This window comes from Streptomyces sp. NBC_01410 (assembly GCF_045040195.1).
In the GTDB taxonomy this organism is placed as follows: Bacteria; Actinomycetota; Actinomycetes; order Streptomycetales; family Streptomycetaceae; genus Streptomyces.
Window position 1 is genome coordinate 4,409,558 of sequence record NZ_CP109530.1, and the last position, 21,146, is coordinate 4,430,703.

General features: G+C 68.3%; 23 protein-coding genes. 15 read left to right on the forward strand and 8 right to left on the reverse strand.

Translation table 11 applies throughout. The features are described from left to right. Positions 1–157 precede the first annotated feature (157 nt). Positions 158–1,048: a LysR family transcriptional regulator gene (locus OG741_RS20195; protein ID WP_405599816.1), complete on the forward strand. Its 891-nt coding sequence runs from the start codon at positions 158–160 to the stop codon at positions 1,046–1,048. Positions 1,049–1,100: 52 nt separating this feature from the next. Beyond that, positions 1,101–1,580, forward strand: a complete 480-nt coding sequence (locus tag OG741_RS20200) for an NUDIX domain-containing protein (protein WP_266480665.1) — start codon at positions 1,101–1,103, stop codon at positions 1,578–1,580. 25 nt (positions 1,581–1,605) lie between these two features. Here OG741_RS20200 and OG741_RS20205 read toward each other — a convergent pair whose 3' ends face one another. Both OG741_RS20205 and OG741_RS20210 read right to left on the reverse strand, forming a co-directional pair. After that, positions 1,606–3,384 carry a globin domain-containing protein gene (locus OG741_RS20205; protein WP_405599819.1) on the reverse strand — a complete coding sequence of 593 codons (1,779 nt, stop codon included), beginning with the start codon at positions 3,382–3,384 and terminating at the stop codon, positions 1,606–1,608. A gap of 282 nt (positions 3,385–3,666) precedes the next feature. After that, positions 3,667–4,317 (reverse strand): HAD family hydrolase, encoded by a 651-nt coding sequence (locus OG741_RS20210; protein WP_405599821.1) that lies wholly within the window; start codon positions 4,315–4,317, stop codon positions 3,667–3,669. 76 nt (positions 4,318–4,393) lie between these two features. Between OG741_RS20210 and OG741_RS20215 the strand changes: the two genes are divergently transcribed. From OG741_RS20215 to OG741_RS20235, 5 genes are all read left to right on the forward strand, one after another. After that, the gene (locus OG741_RS20215; RefSeq protein ID WP_405599823.1) at positions 4,394–4,939 is read left to right on the forward strand and encodes a DUF2269 domain-containing protein; all 546 of its coding nucleotides are present in this window, start codon (positions 4,394–4,396) and stop codon (positions 4,937–4,939) included. A gap of 5 nt (positions 4,940–4,944) precedes the next feature. Next, entirely contained in the window at positions 4,945–5,805 is an 861-nt protein-coding gene (locus tag OG741_RS20220; protein ID WP_405599826.1) for a GNAT family N-acetyltransferase, read from the forward strand. A 93-nt stretch (positions 5,806–5,898) separates the two neighbouring features. Further along, entirely contained in the window at positions 5,899–6,357 is a 459-nt protein-coding gene (locus OG741_RS20225; protein ID WP_405599829.1) for a MarR family winged helix-turn-helix transcriptional regulator, read from the forward strand. Positions 6,358–6,367: 10 nt separating this feature from the next. After that, the gene (locus OG741_RS20230) at positions 6,368–6,820 is read left to right on the forward strand and encodes a GNAT family N-acetyltransferase (protein ID WP_405599832.1); all 453 of its coding nucleotides are present in this window, start codon (positions 6,368–6,370) and stop codon (positions 6,818–6,820) included. 15 nt (positions 6,821–6,835) lie between these two features. After that, positions 6,836–7,996: a winged helix DNA-binding domain-containing protein gene (locus OG741_RS20235; protein ID WP_405599835.1), complete on the forward strand. Its 1,161-nt coding sequence runs from the start codon at positions 6,836–6,838 to the stop codon at positions 7,994–7,996. Between the two features lie 53 nt (positions 7,997–8,049). Here the strand turns inward: OG741_RS20235 and OG741_RS20240 are convergent, their stop codons facing one another. Continuing rightward, positions 8,050–9,432, reverse strand: a complete 1,383-nt coding sequence (locus OG741_RS20240) for a serine hydrolase domain-containing protein (protein WP_405599836.1) — start codon at positions 9,430–9,432, stop codon at positions 8,050–8,052. Between the two features lie 299 nt (positions 9,433–9,731). Between OG741_RS20240 and OG741_RS20245 the strand changes: the two genes are divergently transcribed. The 4 genes from OG741_RS20245 to OG741_RS20260 all read left to right on the forward strand — a co-directional run bounded on the left by OG741_RS20245 (position 9,732) and on the right by OG741_RS20260 (position 12,929). Further along, positions 9,732–10,154, forward strand: a complete 423-nt coding sequence (locus OG741_RS20245) for a nuclear transport factor 2 family protein (RefSeq protein WP_405599838.1) — start codon at positions 9,732–9,734, stop codon at positions 10,152–10,154. Then, on the forward strand, positions 10,154–10,993 hold the full coding sequence (locus tag OG741_RS20250) for an NmrA family NAD(P)-binding protein (RefSeq protein WP_405599840.1): 840 nt from the start codon (positions 10,154–10,156) through the stop codon (positions 10,991–10,993). The genes OG741_RS20245 and OG741_RS20250 overlap by 1 nt, the downstream gene beginning before the upstream one ends. Then, positions 10,990–12,192 carry an alpha/beta hydrolase family protein gene (locus OG741_RS20255; protein WP_405599841.1) on the forward strand — a complete coding sequence of 401 codons (1,203 nt, stop codon included), beginning with the start codon at positions 10,990–10,992 and terminating at the stop codon, positions 12,190–12,192. The genes OG741_RS20250 and OG741_RS20255 overlap by 4 nt, the downstream gene beginning before the upstream one ends. Before the next feature lie 137 nt (positions 12,193–12,329). After that, positions 12,330–12,929 (forward strand): TetR/AcrR family transcriptional regulator, encoded by a 600-nt coding sequence (locus tag OG741_RS20260; protein ID WP_405599844.1) that lies wholly within the window; start codon positions 12,330–12,332, stop codon positions 12,927–12,929. 180 nt (positions 12,930–13,109) lie between these two features. Here the strand turns inward: OG741_RS20260 and dnaB are convergent, their stop codons facing one another. After that, the gene (gene dnaB / locus OG741_RS20265) at positions 13,110–14,594 is read right to left on the reverse strand and encodes a replicative DNA helicase (RefSeq protein WP_405599846.1); all 1,485 of its coding nucleotides are present in this window, start codon (positions 14,592–14,594) and stop codon (positions 13,110–13,112) included. A gap of 424 nt (positions 14,595–15,018) precedes the next feature. On the opposite strand from dnaB, the gene OG741_RS20270 reads away from it, so the two are divergent. Next, positions 15,019–16,356, forward strand: a complete 1,338-nt coding sequence (locus OG741_RS20270) for an MATE family efflux transporter (protein ID WP_405599849.1) — start codon at positions 15,019–15,021, stop codon at positions 16,354–16,356. Between the two features lie 128 nt (positions 16,357–16,484). Here OG741_RS20270 and rplI read toward each other — a convergent pair whose 3' ends face one another. The 4 genes from rplI to rpsF all read right to left on the reverse strand — a co-directional run bounded on the left by rplI (position 16,485) and on the right by rpsF (position 18,188). Then, positions 16,485–16,931, reverse strand: coding sequence for a 50S ribosomal protein L9 (gene rplI / locus OG741_RS20275; protein ID WP_142214744.1), 447 nt, complete (start codon positions 16,929–16,931; stop codon positions 16,485–16,487). Positions 16,932–16,949: 18 nt separating this feature from the next. After that, positions 16,950–17,186: a 30S ribosomal protein S18 gene (gene rpsR / locus OG741_RS20280; RefSeq protein WP_003956534.1), complete on the reverse strand. Its 237-nt coding sequence runs from the start codon at positions 17,184–17,186 to the stop codon at positions 16,950–16,952. Between the two features lie 43 nt (positions 17,187–17,229). After that, on the reverse strand, positions 17,230–17,823 hold the full coding sequence (locus tag OG741_RS20285) for a single-stranded DNA-binding protein (RefSeq protein WP_266480625.1): 594 nt from the start codon (positions 17,821–17,823) through the stop codon (positions 17,230–17,232). A gap of 74 nt (positions 17,824–17,897) precedes the next feature. Further along, positions 17,898–18,188 (reverse strand): 30S ribosomal protein S6, encoded by a 291-nt coding sequence (gene rpsF, locus OG741_RS20290; RefSeq protein WP_004950685.1) that lies wholly within the window; start codon positions 18,186–18,188, stop codon positions 17,898–17,900. Between the two features lie 259 nt (positions 18,189–18,447). On the opposite strand from rpsF, the gene OG741_RS20295 reads away from it, so the two are divergent. From OG741_RS20295 to OG741_RS20305, 3 genes are all read left to right on the forward strand, one after another. Next, complete coding sequence (locus OG741_RS20295; RefSeq protein ID WP_405599855.1) at positions 18,448–18,765, forward strand: hypothetical protein; 318 nt, start codon at positions 18,448–18,450, stop codon at positions 18,763–18,765. Between the two features lie 108 nt (positions 18,766–18,873). Beyond that, positions 18,874–19,992: a lipid II:glycine glycyltransferase FemX gene (locus OG741_RS20300; RefSeq protein WP_405599857.1), complete on the forward strand. Its 1,119-nt coding sequence runs from the start codon at positions 18,874–18,876 to the stop codon at positions 19,990–19,992. Positions 19,993–20,089: 97 nt separating this feature from the next. Next, entirely contained in the window at positions 20,090–21,121 is a 1,032-nt protein-coding gene (locus OG741_RS20305) for an alanine racemase (RefSeq protein WP_405599860.1), read from the forward strand. Positions 21,122–21,146: the final 25 nt, after the last annotated feature.

Here is a 21,146-nt window from a genome sequence, read left to right on the forward strand (position 1 = left end):
CTCATGGCTCGGACCGCCCTCGGTTCCCTGCGCGAAGAACCGCGCGAACAAGGCTAGTTGACTCTGCGTCAGTGTCCAATCACAGTAGCGACAGCGACCTATCGACTTATTTATAGTTGTCCGGTCCGCGGGCATCGTCGGTCGAGAGGGGCTTGGCATGGATCTGGCCCTGCTGCGCACATTCGTCACGGTGCACCGGGCCGGCTCCTTCACCCGTGCCGCCGCACTGCTGGGGCTCTCCCAGCCCGCCGTGACCGGGCAGATCCGCACGCTGGAGAAGCAGCTGGGGCGGCCGCTGTTCCTGCGCCAGGCCCGCGGAGTGACCCCCACGACCATCGGCGACGAACTCGCGCACCGGGCCGCCCCACATCTGGACGCCCTGGTGGAGATCGCCGAGACCGGTCTCGACGAGGAGTCGGGCGTACGGACCCTGCATCTGGCGGGTCCCCCGGAGTTCGTGTCGCTGCGCGCCCTGCCCGCCCTCACCCCGCTCATATCCCAGGGGCTCGCGCTGCGAGCCTCGTTCGGGAACGCCGAGGAGACGCTGGAAGGTCTGGCCGCCGGACACCACGATCTGGCCATCGCCACCGCCCGTCCGCGCGGCGAGCTGCTCACGGCGACGCCGCTCTGCGACGAGGAGCACGTCCTGGTCGCCTCGCCGCGCTGGGCGGCCCGGCTGGGTCCCGGAGTGCTGCGCGGCGGGCATGTGGTGCTCGAGCAGTTGCCCGTCGTGGAAGTCCACGAATCCCTGCCGTTCGTCTCGCGCTACTGGTCCGCCGTCTTCGACTCCCGGCCGGCCGCCGCGGGCGCCGTGATCGCCCCCGACCTGCGGGCCGTCCTGGAGACGGCGGCCTCGGGCGCGGGCCTCGCCGTGCTGCCGCGCTATCTGTGCGAGGAGGAGCTCCGCAGCGGACGTGTGGTGGCACTGCTCGACCCTCCCGTACCCCCGCTGCGTACGTACTTTCTCGTCGTCCGGACCGGCACACTCGCACTCCCGCACATCGCGCGGGCGCACGAGTTGCTTCTGCGTGCTGCGGTCGACTGGTGACCGCAGGGCTGCCAGGAGTTTCAGAACAGGTCTGGCGGGCCATTTTCTACCCATGACCGAACGGCCAGTGGTCAAGCGCACCGCACGCGCCATCCTGCTCGACGGCGACGATCTCGTCCTGATCAAGCGCACCAAGCCCGGCGTGGATCCCTACTGGCTCACGCCCGGCGGCGGAGTCGAGCCCGAGGACGCCACCGTGGTGGACGCGCTCCACCGGGAGGTGGACGAAGAGCTCGGCGCCAAGATCACCGATGTGGTGCCCTGCTTCGTCGACACCGTCGAGCACATCGCCGACGGCGGTGTGACGGGGGTGAAGGTGCAGCACTTCTTCGTCTGCCGGCTGGAGTCCATGGACCCCTCGCGACGGCACGGCCCGGAGATCGACGAACCCAGCGGGGAGTACGAGATCGTACGGGTGCCGTTCAGCCGGGTCGGCATCGCCGCCGTCCATCTCGTACCGCTGTCGCTGCGGCACTACCTGGACGGCAATATCGAGGGCGTGCGCGCGATGCACGCCCCTGACCTGGGCTGACCCTGCCCGCCTCGGCTGTCGTGCGCTAGTCGCCCGTCGCGACGAGCTCTTCGAGGGAGTCGTGGCGGATCCGGGCGGACGGGATACCGATGCCGCGCAGCGCGTCCACACCGCTGCGGATCATGCCGGGCGGCCCCGAGAGATAGGCGTCGTACTCGTGCCACGGGCCGAACTCCCGCACGGCGTCCGGGAACTGCGCACGGTCGTCCACCACCGGGCGCACCGACAGCCACGGGTGCGTCTGCTGGAGCCGGAGCATGGTGTCGATGTCGTACAGGTCGTAGTCGGTACGCGCCCCGTAGAAGACCTCCACCGGGCGCTGCTCACCGTGCTCGGCGACGTCCTCGACCAGTGCCTTGATCGGCGCGATACCGGTGCCGCCGCCCAGACAGAGCAGGCCGTTGTCGGTGGAGTGGTCGACGGTCATGGATCCCGCAGGAGGGCCGAGCCGCAGCATGTCGCCGGGGCGCGCGTGGCGGACCAGGGCGTTGGAGACCCAGCCCGCCGGGACCGCCTTGACGTGGAAGGAGAGCAGACCGTCGGCGCGGGGCGCACCGGCGAAGGAGTAGTGCCGCCAGATCCGCGGCCACCAGGGCGTTTCCAGGCTTGTGTACTGCCCGGCCACGAACGCGTACGGCTGGTCCGGGCGCACGGTGATGATCGCGATGTCGGGGGTGCGGAGATCGTGCGACACCACCTCGGCGTGCCACCAGGCGGGCGCCGTCCGCTCGTTCTCGGCGGCCGCGTCGATCATGATCTGCGAGATCGTGGTGTAGGTGCGCACCCAAGCGGCCTCGGTCGCCTCGTCCCAGGTCGAGGTGGCGTACCGGGACAGCGCTCCGAGCAGGGCCTCGCCGACGGCGGGATAGTGCGCGGGTTCGGTGCCGTACTTGCGGTGGCCGCGGCCCAGGTGCTGGAGGTAGTCGGTGAGCACCTCCGCGTTGTCCATGTGCTCGGCGGCGGTGAGCAGGGCTTTGAGGAGCCGGTCGCGCTGTGCGTCCATGGCGGCGGGGAAGAGGCTCCGCAGCTCGGGGTGGCGGACGAACAGCAGGGCGTAGAAGTACGAGGTGACCTTGTCCGCGACGGGCCCGATCTCCGCCATGGTGCGGCGGATGAGGATCGCGTCGGGCGAGGCGTCGCCGGCGGGCGAGGCGGGCTGCGGGTGGGGAGTGTCACGGGGGGCCTCGCGCGGCTGGCCGGCTTCGCGTGGGGCCTCGCGCGGCGCTTCGTGCGGCCGGGGGACTTCGCGCGGTCCTACGGCTTCGTAGGGCCGTTCCGCGGCTTCTTGTGGTCTGCCCGCTGTGCCGTGAGGCTGTGCCGCGGGTTCGTGAGCCTGGTCCACCTGGCCCGCGCTATGGAGTCGCTGCGGGCTCTCGGCGGGCCAGATCGCATCACGGGGCCAAGGGGCTTGGTGGGGGTGGGGCGCTTCACGGGGGCTCGGCACGCGAGGATCCGCCCGGCTTTCGCGGGCAAGGGGATCCTGGCGCCCACCCGTGGTCTCGGCCGCCCCGGCCGACGGGGCTTCGTCGACGGGAGTCGTGGGCCGCGGCTCATCCCTCGCCGACGGCCGCTCCGGACGAGAGGTGACGGAGCCGACCGGGCGTATGGAAGCGACAGGACGCCTCGGAGCCGTTATCCGTTCCTGACCCGCGTCACCCGCGGAAGCCTCCTCACCAGGGTCGGTCCGGCCCTGGACCGGCCGCCTACGAGGGGTGAACCATCCGCCCCCGCTGCTCTCGTCCGAAGTGCCATTGTCGGCCGACGTGGTGGTCGGAGCGTCCATTGTCTGCCTCGCCTCGAACATCTTTCGGTCGGTCCGCACTTCCGCCAACTCGGAACGTGCTTCATTCCCCGCTTCGCTCAGGACTACTGCCAGCCCACACTAACCACGACCGCAAGCTGAATCGGGACGACTGAGCAAGAAATGTGACATTGCCCGCAGCGCCCGTCGTCGCAGCATGCCAGGGAGCACCAACACAGGGGACAAAGAGCGGAAAGTCCGGGCATCCGGACCCGCTTTTTCGTTAGGCTCCATTGCCCCCATGTCCAAATTCCGGGTCGCCCGGACCACCTCCGGGCTCCTGAACTAGCGGCGGAATCGCACCAGTTCGTAGGCCTCGCGCAGATCGCCCCCCGTATAGGCATGCGTAGCCAGACCCGACAGATGGTGATCGGCATTCATCGCCACCGTTGTGGGCACTACCGCGAAGATCTCCGCGTCGGACATGGAATCACCATACGCAACACATGTGTCCAGACCTACCCCAAACTCTGCACAGAGCCGATTCGCGATCTTCACTTTCGCGGTCGCATTGAGAATGCCCTCCGGCTCCACAGGCCGGGTGAACGGCACGTCGGGAAAGCGTGATCCGTGCGCCGCATGAGCCCCCCAGCCGAGCAGTCGCTCCACAAAGAAGGAGGGTGAGAGTGAAATGACGGCGCAGTAGTCCCCGCTCTCACGGATCTCCCGCCACACGTCCTGGATGCCGTCGAGCCAGGGTGCGGCCTCGAACGCTGCCGAGACATGAGCGTCCGTGAGACCGCCCCAGAGCGCATGCACACGCACCGCATACTCCGGCGGGCCTATCGTTCCGGCGATCAGCTCCCGCTCCAGCTCACCGATCTCCTCCAGCAGCCCCAGCTGCCGGGATATCTCCACGGTCGCCGCCGAGCCACGGATCAAAGTGCCGTCGAGATCGAAGATGTGAAGGCTGGGTCTTCTCTTCCGGTACGCCATGTACGCCGAGGTTAGTACGCGGGGCTACTCCCGCTGTCAGACGCGATATGTCTGCCCGCCCGGCACGGTGTTTCACGTGAAACCACTCAAGCGCCCCGCACGCCGGGCTCTCCTCGTCGTCCATGTCGCCGCATCCGCCGGTTGGCTGGGGCTCACACTCGGCCTGCTCGCGCTCTCCCTCACCGCAGCCACCACAGAGTCCGCCGCCATGATTGAGGCCGCCTGCCGCTCGATGAAGGTCTTCACGGACTGGCTGGTGATTCCTCTCGCCATGCTCACCCTGTTCAGCGGCCTCGTGCTGTCGCTCGGAACACGGTGGGGTCTCGCGCGACACCGCTGGGTCTACGCGAAGTTCTGGCTGACGCTCATCACCCTCACCGCATCCATCTTCGCGCTGCGTCCGGGTGTCAATGGCGCGGTCGACACCGTGGCCTCCGGAGCGACGCTGGCGGACCCTCTGGGCCTGGTGATGGGACCTGTCGTCTCCTTCACGACGTATGTCTTCATGACGGTTGTCTCGGTACTCAAGCCATGGGGTCTCACCCGTCGCGGTCGGCACTTGCGCGGCCTGACCACTTCCCGGAAAGCGCTGGACGAGCGATCACTGCGTCCGACAGCCTGACCCTTATGTCGACACCGCTCTCCGAGCTGCCCATCCGCCGTCTGACCACCGACGACCTCACATCCTGCGCAGATCTCTCCGAGGACCGGGGCTGGCCGCGCGAGGAGCACAAATGGGGTCTGCTGCTCACGGCCGGTACGGGGTACGGAATCGATGACCCGGAGGGCAAGGGTCTGGTGACCGCCTGCGTGGTCACCTCCTACGGCCCCGGGCTCGCCGCGGTCGGGATGATGCTTGTCGCCGAGAGGTACGCCGGCCGGGGCGTCGGGCGCCGTCTCATGCAGCACGTTGTGAACGAGGCCGGGGACATCCCGCTGACGCTGCACGCAACGCCGTACGGGCAGCCCCTCTATGAGCAGCTGGGCTTCGTCGAGACCGGCCGTGCCGAAATGGTCCGCGGCCACCTGCGGGCCCCGGAGTCTTTCCCCGAGGCAAGGGTGACCACCCGGCCGGCGACGGCCGAGGACCTTCCCGCGATCGTGCGTCTCGACGCCGAGGTCTTCGGCCTCGACCGCACCCACATGATCACGCGGCTGCCGGCCTTCTCGGATCAGCTCCGCGTCGCGGAGGAGGACGGGGTCCTCAGCGGGTACGCCGCGGCCTGGCCCAATATGCAGACCCATGTCGTCGGACCACTGATCGCCCGGGACACGGAGACCGCGAAGGCCCTGGTCGCCTCGCTGGCGGCGGGCACGGACCGGCCGCTGCGTACGGACATCGACGTACGGCATGAGCAACTCATCGCGTGGGTGAAGGAACACGGCCTGGAAACGGTCGCCTTCAACACCGTGATGACCTATCGCATCCCGGACCTCCCCGGCGACTGGACACGCCGCTTCGCGCCGCTGTCGGTGGCCGCGGGCTAGCCCCTTGGCAAGCGACAGATAATTGCAAACGCGGACTATTGCGTTCGTCGTCTATCCTGGGCAGAGCCGCTCCGGCACGGAGGAGGAAGACAGATGACCGCGACCGAGCCCGCACTCACCGCGCTCTCCCAGAGCTGGTGCGCCCTCTCTCTGCTCCACGGGAGGATCGAGGCACACGTCGAGCGTGCCCTGGAGAGCAAGCACGGCCTGAGCATGCGCGAGTACTCCCTCCTCGATGTCCTCAGCCGCCAGCACAGCGGCCCCGGCGGCCATCTGCAGATGAAGCAGGTGGCGGACGCCGTCGTCCTCAGCCAGAGCGCCACCACCCGGCTCGTCACCCGGCTCGAGGACCGCGGCCTGCTGACCCGCTATCTCTGCGACACCGACCGCCGCGGTATCTACACCGATGTCACCGAGTCCGGTCTGGCCCTGCTCGCCGAGGCCCGGCCGACCAATGACGCAGCGCTGCGCGAGGCCCTCGACGAGGCGGCCAAGAACCCTGAGCTCGCTCCCCTGGTACGGGCCGTCGAGGAACTGCGGGTCCCCGCGTAATCTGCGGACCATGAGCGATCTGGACATACGGCCCGCGGTTCTCGACGACATCCCGGCGATCGTGGCGATGCTCGCCGACGACCCGCTGGGCGCGCAGCGCGAATCGCCGGACGACCTCGCCCCGTACACCGCCGCCTTCGAGCGGCTGAGCCAGGACCCGAACCAGATCCAGGCCGTGGCCGTGCGCGCGGACCAGGTCGTCGGGACCCTCCAGCTCACGATCATCCCGGGGCTCTCCCGGCGCGGCTCGACCCGCTCGATCATCGAGGGCGTACGGATCCACGCCGACGAACGCGGCCTCGGTCTGGGCACCCGTCTCATCGAGTGGGCCATCGACGAATCCCGCCGCCAGAACTGCCAGTTGGTGCAACTGACCTCCGATGCCTCCCGCACCGAAGCCCACCGCTTCTACGAACGGCTCGGCTTCGAGGCATCCCACGCAGGTTTCAAACTCCTTCTCTGACCAAGGGAGTTCAGCATGCACCGGATCAGTGACGAGCAGCGCCGCATCCGGCTCGGCCGCCGCCATCTGCTGGCTCCGTCCGTACGAACCGACTCACCGGTGGCGGTCGCCGACGCGCTCGTCGCGCTGCATGCCACCGATGCCGCGACCGTCTTCCTCTCCGCCTGCGCACGCCTCACCGACCCGAGCGTCCAGACAGTGGAGCAGTCTCTGTACGAGGACGTGACGCTCGTCCGGCTCCTCTCGATGCGGCGCACGCTCTTCGCGGTCTCCGCCGAACTCGCCCCGTACGTCGACGCCTCCACCGCTCGCGCCATCGCGGTCAAGGAGCGCAGGACACTGCTCAGCCACCTCGAGGAGGACGCGAACGGTCTGGACGAGACCTGGCTGGCCGAGGCCGAGGTAGCGGTACTCGCCGCCATCGCCACCCGTGGCTCCGCCACCGGCAGCCAGCTCTCCACCGACGTGCCCTCACTGAAGACGAAGATCACAGTCTTCCCCGGCAAGAAGTACGAGACGGTGCAGGGCGTCGCCACCCGTGTGATCCGGCTGCTCGCCGCGGACTGCCGCATCCGGCGGGACCGGCCGCGCGGCTCCTGGACCTCCAGCCAGTTCCGCTGGACGGCAAGCGACCCCTGGCCCACGCTGTCGCCCACTGAGGCACGGACCGAACTGGCGCGACGCTGGCTCCAGTCGTACGGACCGGCCACCGAGTCCGACCTCAAGTGGTGGACGGGGTGGAGCCTCGCAGACGTACGCAAGGCAATGGCTGCCGCCGGGGTAGAGGAGGTCGACCTCTCTGAGGGCACCGGTTATGTGGCTCCCGGCGACGCGGCACCCGAGGAGCCCCTGGAACCCTGGGCCGCCCTGCTGCCAGCGCTCGACCCGAGCGCCATGGCTTGGGCCGACCGCCGCTTCCACCTGACCGCGGACCACAGCTCGGCGCTCTTCGACCGCTCGGGCAATGTCGGACCCACGGTGTGGTGGAACGGGCAGATCATCGGCGGCTGGGCCCAGCGCGCGGACGGCGAGATCGTCTGGCGGCTGCTGACGGACCCCGGCTCTGAGGCCGCCGCCGCCATCGCTGCAGAGGCCTCGCGGCTGTCGGCCTGGGTGGCCGAAGCCCGGATCACGCCGCGCTTCCGTACCCCGCTGGAGCGGGAGTTGACGGCCTGAAGCGGGCCCGGGACCCTCCTCGCTCCCGTTTCACGTGAAACATCAGCTCCGTCTCACGCCTTGAGTCCGCGCCAGCCCTCCTTGTCCACGCCACCCGGAACAGCCGCCCCCGGTTCATACGGCGCACGCGTGAAGATGAATGAGGCCAGATCGAGATGGCTCACCGAGCCGTCCTCGAGCCGCACCACACGCAGCGTCTCCCCCGCGTAGTAGCCGTTGAGTCCGGTCCAGGTCCCATCCACCTCGCCGGCGAAACGCGACCCGCGGCCGGGACCGCCGAGCGGCTGCAATTCCATACCCCGGTCGGCGACCAGACGCAGCCCGAAGGATTGAGTCCCCCAGTACCAGGGCCCGGTCAGCTCCAGCAGAGCGTGGTCGACCTCCGGCAGCGGCCGCCAGGGTTCGGGGATACGCGGTTCGGCCTCGGCCACGATCCGGACGAGATCGGCGGCCACGGCACCAGCCGACGGCCCCGAGGTGGCGTTGGCGAGCGCGACGGCCGCGATGCCGTCGTCCACGCTCACCCAGAGCCCCGCGAGGAAGCCGGGCAACGAGCCCGTATGCCCGACAAGGGTGCGGCCCTCCTTCCGTACGATCTGCATCCCCAGGCCATAGGTGCTCTCCCACTCCCCGGCCTCGGCCGGCACGGACGGCGTCCTCATCTCCCGCACGGACGCCGCGCTCAGCACGCGCTCGTCGCCCTCGGCGAGGAACGCAGCAAAGCGGCAGAGGTCGGCGGCGGTCGACCAGAGCTGTCCGGCCGGGGCCATCAGACCAAGGTCTTCGCAAGGTTCGGGGAGCATCACATCGGCCCAGGGATGCACCGCCCAGCCACCGGCATGCGGGGCCTCGGGCCGCGCGCTCGTACGGTGCAGGCCCAGCGGTTCCAGGATCTCGCTCCGCAGGATGTCCTCCCAGGAGGCCTTCCGTACCGCCTCGATCAGTGAACCCAGCACTGTATAGCCGGGGTTGGAGTAATGGTGGCACCGCCCGACCGGATGCATCCGCGACTGGTCTCCGAGAACGTCGGCGAGTTCGGGGCGCAGCGAGCCGGGCGTGCGCTCCCACCACGGCGCCGTGGTCTCCGCGCTCAGGCCGGCGCTATGACCGAGCAACTGAGCGATGGTCACATCCCCGACCCCGGTGCCGGGAAGGTGCCGCTCCAGCGGGTCGTTCAGGTCGAGCAGACCTTCGTCCCGCAGCCTCAGCACCAGGACGGCCGTGAAGGTCTTGGTGATGGAGCCGATGCGGTACTGGGTGTCGGCGTCGGGCGCATGTCCGTCGACCGAGCTGCGGGAGCCCGACCACATGAGCTGCCCGTCGCGCTGCACCCCGGCGACAAAGGAGGGCGCGCGCCCTTCGGACTGGGCAACGGCGATGCGATGCAACAGCGCCCGCCGCGTGGCAGGAAGGAGCTCGTCATAAGAGGAGGTCATGAGGCAGGTCTATCTGGGCCGCCTCGTCACGTCGAGCAACTGACGTGACATTACGCGGCGCGCGTACGAGAAGCCGTCCGTAACGAACGTCGTCCGGGCAGCGGCCGACCGGGCCCAGGCTTGCAAAGCGGACCGGCGGTCCGTACGATCCAGCTATACGGACTGTCGGTCCGAATATGTTCGGATGGCCCGTCGCGAGAAACCACCATCACGGGAGGTATCGCCCATCTCGTGACGAGAGGCGATGTCCCGACGGGTCAAGATCGCTGCACCTTCGAGCGGAAACGGAAACCTTGATCATGACCATGCCCATGACGCCTTCCGAGCTCTACCGCCACGGCCTGCAACTGCTGCTGGAGAAGGACATCCCCGGCTGGGTGGACCTGTGGGACGACAATGGCGTCCTCGAATTCCCCTTCGCGCCCGAAGGCTGGCCCGAGCGGCTGGAAGGCAAGACCGCGGTCGGCGACTACATGCGCCACTACCCCGACCACGTCGACCTCCACGACTTCCCCGACGTGAAGATCCACCAGACCACCGACACCGAGACGATCGTGGTCGAGATGCGCGGGGTCGGCCGTCTGGTCGAGACCGACAGCCCCTTCGACATGACCTACATCGCCGTGGTCACGGTCAAGGACCAGCGCATCACCTCCTACCGCGATTACTGGAACCCCCTCGCCGTTCAGCAGCCCGGCGCCGACTTCGCAGGAGCGAACTGATGAGCACCCCCGGCGTCACCCTTGTCATCGGGGCCACCGGCACCACCGGCCGCCGCGTCGCCGCCGGCCTGATCGCCGAGGGCCACCGCGTCAAGGCCGCCGGCCGGAGCGCCACCCCGGTTGAGGGCACCCAGGCTGTCCGCTTCGACTGGAACGAGCCCGCGACCTGGAGCGAGGCCATCGGCGGCGTCGACCGCGCCTACCTCATCCCGCCCATCGGCTCCTCGGGCCCGGCCGAAGCCATGCTGCCCTTCCTCCGCCAGGCCCTCGCAGCCGGCGTGCACCGCGCGGTGCTGCTCAGCTCATCGGCGATCCCCGCAGGCGGTCCGGCGGTGGGACAGGTCCACCAGGCCCTGCCCGGCCTGTTCGAGCAGTGGGCGGTGCTGCGGCCCTCCTGGTTCATGCAGAACTTCACCGGCTCCACCCCCCACGCGCGCAGCATCGCCCAAGAGGGCGCCATCATGTCGGCCTCGGGAGACGGCCGCGTCGGGTTCATCGACGCGGAGGACATCGCCGCCGTCGCCGTACGCGCCCTGACCGACGAACAGGCCCCCAACACCGACCTGATCCTCACCGGGCCGCAGACGCTGAGCTACGCCGACGTCGCAGCGACCATCGCCGAGGTCACCGGTCGGCCGGTGGTGCACCGGCAGCTGACATTTGAACAGTTGCGCGACCGCTGGGCAGCCGAGATACCGCTGGAGTTCGCCACGATGCTGGCCAGCATGGACGTCGCCATCGCCGAGGGGGCCGAGGACCGCACCTCGGACACCGTCCAGCGCCTCACCGGCCGCCCCCCGGGCACCTTCCGTGCCTTCGTTGAAAGGGAGGTGTCTTGAAGCAGCTGATGTTCCACGACGACCCGGCGTTCTGGTTCGAGACCCTGCGCAACCTCGGTCTCGCCGCCTACGGCGGCTCGGACGTCGGCGAAGTCGTGGCCACCGCCTCCCGCGTCACCCCCGGCGACTACGACGGCTGGCACGACGCGTGGCTGTCCACCGCCGAGCGCCTGGAAACCGAGGCGCGCCGGAGCCACCCCATCAGCGCCCGCGACGGACTGCTGCGCGCCTCCAGCTACTACCGGGCGGCCGAATTCTTCCTCCACGGCAACCCCGACGACCCGCGCATCGACCACGCCTACGGGCGCAGCGTCGCCTGCTTCCGCGACGCCGTCGCCCACTTCACCGACATCACGCCCGTGGATATCCCCTACCAGGACACCGTCCTTCGCGGCTACTTCTACCGGGCGGCGGGCGAGGGCCCGAAGCCGGCACTGGTGATGCACAACGGATTCGACGGCGCCGCCGAGGAACTGCACTTCTTCGGCGCACTCGGCGGACAGGAGCGCGGCTACCACGTCCTGACGTTCGACGGCCCCGGGCAGCCCTCAGCCATCCACCGGGACGGGATGACCTTCCGTCCGGACTGGGAGAACGTGGTCGGTCCCGTCCTGGACTTCCTCACCAAGGAACCGGGCGTCGATCCGGCCCGCATCGCGCTGCTCGGCGTCAGTCTCGGCGGCTACCTCGCGCCCCGCGCGGCGGCCTACGAGCCGCGCCTTGCAGCTGTCGTCGCCGTCGACGGTGTCTTCGACGCCGTCTCCGCTCTGACCGCTCACCTCCCGCTGTCGCACGAGGAAGCCGTCCGGCGCTCGGCAGCCGAGCACGACGAGGAACTGGACCGGATGATCGCCGCCGCCCGCGCCGAGAGCCCGATCATGCGCTGGGCCTTCGACCACGGCCGCTACGTCACCGGGACCTCGACGGACCGGGAGTTCCTGGCCGAGTACGCCCGCTACAACTTCAGGGACGGGAGCGCCGCGAACATCACCTGCCCCGTGCTGGTGTGCGAGGCGACCAACGACCTGTACTACTCCGCCACCGAGGAATCCGATCCGCGCAAGCTGTACCGGCACCTCACCGCGCCGAAGACGCTCCTGAGCTTCACCGAGGAAGAAGGCGCCGATTCCCACTGCCACCCGGGCGCCCTCCGCCTTTCGGTGGCGCGCATCTTCGACTGGCTCGACGACACGGTCTGACCCGTTTTCGCGTCACGCGGACCGCTCGGCTGCCCGTACCTGATGCGGGAAGGGCAGCCGGGCGCGAGCCACCGCTGATGCGAACCCACCGATACCATTCCGGGGGGCCGGGACAGGCCGAAGACCAAGGAGGACCCGTGGCCCAGCGCACAGAGCGCGCGGACGCCCTGCGCAACCGAGAAGCGATCCTGGCTGCCGCCGACGCCCTGTTCGCCCACAGCAGCAGCCCCACCAGCGTGTCGATGGACGACATCGCCGCGGCCGCGGGTGTGGGCAAGGGCACCCTCTTCCGCCGCTTCGGCGACCGTGCCGGCCTGATCGGCGCCGTGATCGCCTCCCGCCTCGGACCCCTCCAGCAAGCCGTGCAAGAAGCACAGGACGCAGGCGGGTCCTCACCGCGCCAGCAGGTGCTGGACCTCCTCAACGCCTCACTGCGCTTCAAGATCGAGAACCGGCGCCTGATGTCGGCTGCGGAGGACGCCGGGCTCAGCAGCCCCTACCAGGCCGAGCACTACGGCTGGTGGCATGAAATCCTCCGCGTGGCACTGGAGCACGTGCCCGGCGTGCACAACGCTGATTTCACCGCGCACGCACTGCTGGCCGCCATCCGTGCCGACCTCGTGGCTCACCTGATCGACGATCAGAAGATGGCGCCCGAAGCCCTGCGCTCCGCGCTCGCGGCTTACATCGACAATGTCCTCGGCAACAGCTCCGACACCAGCCGGCACGAGCAATAAGGCCTGGAGCGACCGCTCCCCGGTTCATGGACCCTCAGGGAAATTGAGCGCGCGCTCCCCCTCCTCGGCCGCACTTGGCCAACCGCTGAAGCTCCGGCTCGGAAACCAAACGTGAAGTACACGGCTCCGACATCGTGCTGCGGATTCCGACAGGGATTCGGGATCCCACACTGCTCCTGGTCAGGTCTGTGCCATGTCCACGAAGCGGGAGTAGTGCCCCTGGAAGGCGACTGTGATCGTCGCCGTCGGGCCGTTACGGTGCTTGGCGACGATCAGGTCCGCCTCGCCCGCGCGCGGTGACTCCTTCTCGTACGCATCCTCGCGGTGCAGCAGGATGACCATGTCGGCGTCCTGCTCGATGGAGCCTGATTCACGCAGGTCGGAGACCATCGGCTTCTTGTCCGTACGCTGCTCGGGGCCACGGTTCAGCTGCGACAGCGCGATCACCGGGAGCTCCAGCTCCTTCGCCAGCAGCTTGAGGTTTCGGGACATGTCCGAGACCTCCTGCTGACGGCTCTCCGCGCGCTTCGAACCACCGGACTGCATCAGCTGCAGATAGTCGATGACGACCAGCTTCAGACCATTGCGCTGCTTGAGGCGTCGGCACTTCGCCCGGATCTCCATCATCGAGAGGTTCGGGGAGTCGTCGATATAGAGCGGAGCCTGCGACACATCCGGCATGCGGCGCGCGAGCCGGGTCCAGTCGTCGTCCGTCATCGTTCCCGAGCGCATGTGGTGCAGCGCCACTCGGGCCTCGGCGGACAGCAGACGCATCGCGATCTCGTTGCGGCCCATTTCGAGGGAGAAGATCACGCTCGGCAGATTGTTCTTGATGGAACAGGCACGGGCGAAGTCCAGCGCCAGCGTGGACTTACCCATGGCGGGACGAGCCGCGATGACGATCATCTGGCCCGGGTGCAGGCCATTGGTGAGGGAGTCGAAGTCCGTGAACCCGGTGGGAACACCGGTCATCTCGCCACTGCGTGACCCGATCGCCTCGATCTCGTCGAGTGCGCCCTCCATGATGTCGCCGAGCGGCAGATAGTCCTCACTGGTGCGCTGCTCGGTGACGGCATAGATCTCGGCCTGGGCGGAGTTGACGATCTCGTCGACATCGCCGTCCGCCGCGTATCCCATCTGCGTGATCTTGGTGCCCGCCTCCACGAGGCGCCGCAGCACCGCGCGCTCGTGGACGATCTCCGCGTAGTACGAGGCGTTGGCCGCCGTCGGGACCGACTGGACCAGGGTGTGCAGGTACGGCGCCCCACCGACCCTGGTGATCTCGCCCCGCTTGACCAGTTCGGCAGCGACGGTGATGGGGTCGGCCGGCTCGCCCTTGGCATAGAGGTCGAGGATCGCCGTGTAGACGGTCTCGTGAGCGGGCCGGTAGAAGTCATGGCCCTTGATGATCTCCACGACATCGGCGATGGCGTCCTTGGAGAGGAGCATGCCGCCGAGGACGGACTGCTCTGCATCCAGGTCCTGCGGAGGCACACGCTCGAAGCCGGGGGAACCGCCGTCCCAGCCCCCGGTGTCCCTGCCCCGCTCGTGCTGGTCTTCGCGGCCACCGCGGCCTTCGCCGCGGCGCTGGCGGGAGACGGGAAGACGGTCGCTGGGACCGCCGTCGGCTGCCCAGGGGTCGTCCAAGGGCTCGGAAATGCTCACCCGGGCCACCTCCTCCCGTCCGCCCCGCGGACCTCGCCGTGCCACTCTTTCTACGGCACGACACTGACAAAACGAACGGCCAGACTCCGCTTCGGGCGCGTCGGGCGACGGTCCAAGGTAGGCCCGTCTGCACCGTCAGCCAATCTGGTTATCCACAGGCCATGTGGACGAAGGTCCAGATGCTGTGGAGAACCCTCCGGAACCTGTGCACGGACCGGGGGACAGCACTGTGGACAAAGTCATAACCATCTCGCCACAGGGGCTCTGACCTGGCATTTCTCCGTCCACCGGCTGTGGGGGAGAAAAACTTTGCCGACTGGACCAAGATCAGAACAAACGGCACACAGCCGAGCCTCCACGTTGACCGCCAGTAAGGACTGCAAGACAGTTGCATCTCTTACCTGTGGAAGATTAGATTGCCGCCATGACTCAGGCTCCGACGGCACCGAAGGCTCTCCGGCGACGCCACGACCGAGAGATCGTCGCACTCGCCCTCCCCGCCTTCGGCGCCCTCGTCGCCGAGCCGCTCTTCGTGATGGTCGACAGCGCCATCGTCGGCCATCTCGGCACACCGCAACTCGCCGGTCTTGGAGTCGCGGCGGCACTGCTCATGACCGCCGTGAGCGTCTTCGTCTTTCTCGCCTACGCCACCACGGCCGCCGTCGCCCGCCGCGTCGGCGCGGGCGACCTCGCCGCCGCCATCCGCCAGGGGATGGACGGCATCTGGCTCGCGCTGCTTCTCGGGGTCGCCGTTGTCGCCGTCACCCTGCCCACGGCGCCCTGGCTCGTCCAGGCCTTCGGGGCCTCCGACACCGCCGCCCCGTACGCCACCACCTACCTCCGGATCTCGAGCCTCGGCATCCCCGCGATGCTGATCGTGCTGGCCGCCACCGGAGTACTGCGAGGCCTCCAGGACACCCGGACCCCGCTGTACGTAGCCATCGGCGGCTTTGTCGCCAACGCGGCACTCAACGCAGGACTCGTCTACGGCGCCGGCCTCGGCATCGCCGGCTCCGCCTGGGGCACCGTCATCGCACAGGCCGCCATGGCCGCCGCCTATCTGATCGTCGTCGTACGAGGAGCCCGACGGCACGGCGCCTCACTGCGTCCCGACCCCGTCGGCATACGGGCCGGCGCCCAGGCGGGCGTCCCCCTCCTCGTCCGCACTCTCTCGCTGCGTGGCGTCCTGATGATCGCCACCGCCGTGGCTGCCCGCCTCGGTGACACCGAAATCGCGGCCCATCAGATCGTTCTCTCCCTGTGGAGCCTGATGGCCTTCGCGCTCGATGCGATCGCCATCGCCGGACAGTCGATCATCGGCCGCTATCTCGGTGCGGGCGACGCAGACGGCGCCCGTCAGGCTTGCCGCCGCATGGTGCAGTGGGGCGTCGCCTCCGGTGTGGTGCTCGGCATCCTGGTCGTGGTCTCGCGGCCACTCCTCATCCCGCTGTTCAGCAGTGACTCGGCCGTGCACAACACCCTTCTCCCGGCCCTGCTGGTCGTTGCCGTCTCCCAGCCGATCGCGGGCGTGGTCTTCATCCTCGACGGCGTACTGATGGGAGCAGGCGACGGCCCCTACCTGGCCGGGGCGATGCTGCTGACCCTGGCGGTCTTCGCGCCGGTGGCCCTGCTCATTCCTGCGCTGGGCGGCGGACTGACCGCCCTGTGGTGGGCCATGACGCTGATGATGACGGTCCGCATGCTGACGCTCTGGCTACGAGCGCGCTCCGGCCGCTGGATCGTCACCGGCGCGACCCGCTGAACCGTGACCCGCTGAGCGTCGATGTTTCACGTGAAACCCGCTGTTTCACGTGAAACTTGCGGAACGCACAGCAGAAGGGCTGTACCCCAAGGGGTACAGCCCTTCGTACTACTCAGCCGAGCGCTGCGTTACGCGGCGACGACCTCGACGCCCAGCTTCGCGGCGACCTCGGGGTGCAGACGCACGGACACCTGGTGCGAGCCCAGGGTCTTGATCGGCGAACCGAGCTCAACGCGACGCTTGTCGACGTCCGGACCACCGGCGGTCTTGATCGCCGAGGCGATGTCGGCCGGGGTGACGGAGCCGAAGAGACGGCCGGCGTCGCCGGAGCGAACAGCCAGACGCACCTTCACGGCCTCGAGCCGGGCCTTGATCTCATTGGCCTGCTCGATCGTCGCGATCTCGTGGATCTTGCGGGCGCGGCGGATCTGCGCCACGTCCTTCTCGCCACCCTTGGTCCAGCGGATCGCGAAACCACGCGGGACCAGGTAGTTGCGAGCGTAACCGTCCTTGACGTCAACGACGTCGCCGGCAGCACCGAGGCCAGAGACCTCGTGGGTGAGGATGATCTTCATGATTCGGTCACCCTTCCCTTATCGCGCGGTGGACGTGTAGGGCAGCAGCGCCATCTCACGGCTGTTCTTCACGGCCGTGGCGACGTCACGCTGATGCTGCGTGCAGTTGCCGGTAACGCGGCGGGCACGGATCTTGCCGCGGTCGGAAATGAACTTCCGCAGCATGTTCGTGTCCTTGTAGTCCACGTATACGGTCTTGTCCTTGCAGAAAGCGCAGACCTTCTTCTTCGGCTTGCGCACAGGCGGCTTCGCCATGGTGTATCTCCTGTGTGATCAAGAAGTGGGGTACGAGCAGCCCTTAGAAGGGAGGCTCGTCCGAGTAGCCGCCGCCGGAACCGCCGGAGCTTCCGCCCCAGCTGCCCCCACTGCCCTGCTGCTGGCCGCCGCCGGCCGGCGCGCTGGTGGCCCAGGGGTCGTCGGCGGGTGCACCGCCGCCGCCCTGCTGCTGGCCACCGCCACTGGGACCGCCGCCCCAGTTGCCGCCGCCCTGCTGCTGACCGCCGCCGTAGCCACCCTGGCCACCGCGACCGGTGGTCTTGGTGACCTTGGCCGTGGCGTTCTTGAGGCTGGGGCCGACTTCCTCGACGTCCAGCTCGTAGACCGTGCGCTTGACGCCCTCGCGGTCCTCGTAGGACCGCTGCTTCAGCCGGCCCTGCACGACGACGCGCATGCCTCGCGTAAGCGACTCCGCGACGTTCTCCGCCGCCTGACGCCAGACCGAGCAGGTGAGGAACAGGCCTTCGCCGTCCTTCCACTCATTGGTCTGCTTGTCGAAGATGCGGGGAGTGGACGCGACACGGAACTTCGCGACCGCCGCACCGGAGGGGGTGAAGCGCAGCTCGGGGTCGTCGACGAGATTGCCGACGACCGTGATGACGGTCTCGCCTGCCATGGGTGAACCTCTCGGCGGGATTGCTGCTGGCTGCTTGCTGCTACTCGAAACCCGATGACCTCTGAGCTAGGTGCTCAGTGGGTCTCGGGACGGAGGACCTTGGTCCGGAGGACCGACTCGTTCAGGTTCATCTGGCGGTCGAGCTCCTTGACGACCGCAGGCTCGGCCTGCAGGTCGATGACCGAGTAGATGCCCTCGGGCTTCTTCTTGATCTCGTAAGCGAGACGACGACGGCCCCAGGTGTCGACCTTCTCAACCTTTCCGTTGCCCTCACGGACGACGGAGAGGAAGTTCTCGATCAGCGGGGAGACAGCGCGCTCCTCGAGATCGGGGTCGAGGATGACCATCACCTCGTAGTGACGCATGTGGAACCCACCTCCTTTGGACTCAGCGGCCACGGTCGTTCCGTGGCAGGAGGGTCGTGATGCGTAAGCAACGGTAGCCGCCGCCACTGACAATCCCGGGGGGATCGTCTCTGGCCTGGACAGACACCGGTGCAGACCGTTCAGACTACCCGCAGACGTGCTTCCGGTTGAAATCCGGTGGTCACGGGCCGCACCCTGTACGCATCGGGTGTGCGCGGCGTCACAGTGTGCCGCGTTCCGGACCGCCAGGAGGTGCTTCATGGCACAAACAATGCGACCGAACCCCACAGGCTCTCTCTTCGCCACGGACGGCAAACCCCATCCGCTCCAGGACACCCTGATGGTGGTGACCCTGGTGCTGGGCGCGCTGTCGTTCACGACCGCGCAGTTCGACAACCTACATATCCTCAGCTCCTGGTCCGGTCTCATCGGAATTCTTACGGGCGCATACGGCCAGTTCATCTCGGCCACGACCCGTGAACGCTTCCTCCTGATCCTCGGACTCGGCGCCTCCGCCTTCGGCTTCTACCTCTCCATGGCAGACGGCGGGCTCTTCGGTGGCTTGATCGGCTACTAGCCCCGTTCTCCCACGGCAACGCGGGGCGTTCCCACGGCCCAGTAGGCTTCGGCGCGAGAGCCGGAGCCCCTGTACCCATGGGGACACACCTGCCGAGGAGCGCCCCGCATGAGCCTGACCCTGAGGACCATCAGCCGAGAGCAGCATCTGGCTTACATCCAGAGCCTGCCCTCGGCCAGTCATTGCCAGGTCCCGGCATGGGCTGATGTGAAGACCGAATGGCGGTCCGAGAACCTGGGCTGGTTCGACAGGAGCGGTGAACTGGTTGGCGTGGGCCTGGTGTTGTACCGCCAGCTGCCCAAGATCAAGCGCTACCTCGCGTACCTGCCCGAGGGCCCGGTGATCAACTGGTACGCCCCGAACCTGGACGACTGGCTGCAGCCGATGCTCGCCCACCTCAAGCAGCAGGGCGCCTTCTCCGTGAAGATGGGCCCCCCGGTGGTCATCCGCCGCTGGGACGCACCGGCGATCAAGGCCGGGATCCAGGACCCGGATGTGAAGCGCCTGCGCGATGTCGAGGCGACGCACATCGAGCCCCGCGCCTTCGAAGTGGCCGACCGGCTGCGGAAGATGGGCTGGCAGCAGGGCGAGGACGGCGGTGCCGGCTTCGGTGACGTACAACCGCGGTACGTCTATCAGGTGCCGCTGGCGAACCGTTCGCTCGACGATGTCCTCAAGGGCTTCAACCAGCTGTGGCGACGCAACATCAAGAAGGCCGAGAAGGCCGGCGTCGAGGTCGTCCAGGGTGGTTATGACGACCTGGCCGAGTGGCAGCGACTGTACGAGATCACTGCTGTGCGCGACCACTTCCGGCCGCGCCCGCTCTCGTACTTCCAGCGCATGTGGACGGTCCTGAACAACGAGGACCCCAACCGCATGCGCCTGTACTTCGCGCGGCACGACGGCGTGAACCTGTCCGCGGCCACCATGCTGGTCGTCGGCGGGCACGTCTGGTACTCCTACGGCGCCTCCGACAACATCGGCCGCGAGGTCCGGCCCTCGAACGCGATGCAGTGGCGGATGCTTCGCGACGCCTACGCGATGGGCGCGACCGTCTACGACCTTCGCGGCATCAGCGACTCGCTCGACGAGACCGACCATCTCTTCGGTCTGATCCAGTTCAAGGTCGGCACGGGCGGCGAAGCCGTCGAGTACGTCGGCGAATGGGACTTCCCGCTCAACAAGCTGCTGCACAAGGCGCTCGACATCTACATGTCGCGACGCTGACGATGCGGCCGACCTCTTCACGGGCGACGCCGTAATCTCGTAGATCTCGCACATACCTCTGATACACCGCAGCCACCAGAAAGGTTCCGGGCCGGCCATGGCGCTCTCCCTCTACGTCGACACCGCGCGCTGGCGGGCGCACCAGAAGTCCGTGATCGACCAGTTCCCCGGCCTCGTACCGGTCTGCAAGGGCAATGGCTACGGCTTCGGTCACGAGCGCCTCTCGGAGGAGGCCTCCCGCTTCGGCTCCGACATGCTGGCCGTCGGCACCACCTATGAAGCGGCCCGGATCAAGGACTGGTTCAGCGGCGATCTGCTTGTCCTCACGCCCTTTCGCCGGGGTGAGGAGCCGGTTCCGCTGCCCGACCGCGTCATCCGTTCCGTCTCCTCTGTCGACGGTGTGCACGCGCTGGTGGGCGCGCGGGTCGTCATCGAGTGCATGAGCTCCATGAAGCGCCACGGCGTCAGTGAGCAGGACCTGGGCCGGCTGCATGCCGCCATCGAGGATGTACGGCTCGAAGGCTTCGCCCTGCATCTGCCTCTCGACCGTACGGACGGCTCCGACGCGGTCGAGGAGGTCATCGGCTGGATGGACCGCCTGCGTGCGGCCCGGCTGCCGCTGCACACCATGTTCGTCAGCCATCTGCGTGCCGAGGAACTGGCCCGACTCCAGCAGCAGTTCCCACAGACCCGCTTCCGCGCCCGGATCGGCACGCGGCTGTGGCTGGGCGACCACGAGGCGACGGAGTACCGCGGCGCGGTCCTCGACGTCACCCGCGTCGCCAAGGGCGACCGCTTCGGGTACCGCCAGCAGAAGGCCGCGTCCGAGGGCTGGCTGGTGGTGGTCGCGGGCGGTACGTCCCACGGCGTCGGCCTGGAGGCCCCGAAAGCCCTGCACGGTGTGATGCCGCGCGCCAAGGGCGTCGCCCGCGCGGGGCTCGCGACCGTCAACCGGAACCTTTCGCCCTTCGTGTGGGCGGGCAAGCAGCGCTGGTTCGCCGAGCCCCCGCACATGCAGGTCTCGATCCTCTTCGTGCCCGCGGACTCCCAGGAGCCCAAGGTGGGCGACGAGCTGGTGGCTCATCTGCGCCACACGACGACGCAGTTCGACCGCCTCGTGGACCGCTAGGCCGTACGAAAGAGGTAGCCCGGGA

Bases quoted from the DNA above. Each gene is read 5' to 3' on its own strand.
- OG741_RS20250 (WP_405599840.1), top strand. From the start codon at position 10,154: ATGAGCACCCCCGGCGTCACCCTTGTCATCGGGGCCACCGGCACCACC.
- OG741_RS20240 (WP_405599836.1), bottom strand. From the start codon at position 9,432: ATGACCTCCTCTTATGACGAGCTCCTTCCTGCCACGCGGCGGGCGCTG.
- OG741_RS20270 (WP_405599849.1), top strand. From the start codon at position 15,019: ATGACTCAGGCTCCGACGGCACCGAAGGCTCTCCGGCGACGCCACGAC.
- OG741_RS20230 (WP_405599832.1), top strand. From the start codon at position 6,368: ATGAGCGATCTGGACATACGGCCCGCGGTTCTCGACGACATCCCGGCG.
- OG741_RS20205 (WP_405599819.1), bottom strand. From the start codon at position 3,384: ATGTTCGAGGCGAGGCAGACAATGGACGCTCCGACCACCACGTCGGCC.
- OG741_RS20300 (WP_405599857.1), top strand. From the start codon at position 18,874: ATGAGCCTGACCCTGAGGACCATCAGCCGAGAGCAGCATCTGGCTTAC.
- OG741_RS20295 (WP_405599855.1), top strand. From the start codon at position 18,448: ATGGCACAAACAATGCGACCGAACCCCACAGGCTCTCTCTTCGCCACG.
- rpsF (WP_004950685.1), bottom strand. From the start codon at position 18,188: ATGCGTCACTACGAGGTGATGGTCATCCTCGACCCCGATCTCGAGGAG.
- OG741_RS20235 (WP_405599835.1), top strand. From the start codon at position 6,836: ATGCACCGGATCAGTGACGAGCAGCGCCGCATCCGGCTCGGCCGCCGC.
- OG741_RS20220 (WP_405599826.1), top strand. From the start codon at position 4,945: ATGTCGACACCGCTCTCCGAGCTGCCCATCCGCCGTCTGACCACCGAC.
- OG741_RS20285 (WP_266480625.1), bottom strand. From the start codon at position 17,823: ATGGCAGGCGAGACCGTCATCACGGTCGTCGGCAATCTCGTCGACGAC.
- OG741_RS20200 (WP_266480665.1), top strand. From the start codon at position 1,101: ATGACCGAACGGCCAGTGGTCAAGCGCACCGCACGCGCCATCCTGCTC.
- OG741_RS20245 (WP_405599838.1), top strand. From the start codon at position 9,732: ATGACCATGCCCATGACGCCTTCCGAGCTCTACCGCCACGGCCTGCAA.
- rpsR (WP_003956534.1), bottom strand. From the start codon at position 17,186: ATGGCGAAGCCGCCTGTGCGCAAGCCGAAGAAGAAGGTCTGCGCTTTC.
- rplI (WP_142214744.1), bottom strand. From the start codon at position 16,931: ATGAAGATCATCCTCACCCACGAGGTCTCTGGCCTCGGTGCTGCCGGC.
- OG741_RS20210 (WP_405599821.1), bottom strand. From the start codon at position 4,317: ATGGCGTACCGGAAGAGAAGACCCAGCCTTCACATCTTCGATCTCGAC.
- OG741_RS20225 (WP_405599829.1), top strand. From the start codon at position 5,899: ATGACCGCGACCGAGCCCGCACTCACCGCGCTCTCCCAGAGCTGGTGC.
- OG741_RS20195 (WP_405599816.1), top strand. From the start codon at position 158: ATGGATCTGGCCCTGCTGCGCACATTCGTCACGGTGCACCGGGCCGGC.
- OG741_RS20305 (WP_405599860.1), top strand. From the start codon at position 20,090: ATGGCGCTCTCCCTCTACGTCGACACCGCGCGCTGGCGGGCGCACCAG.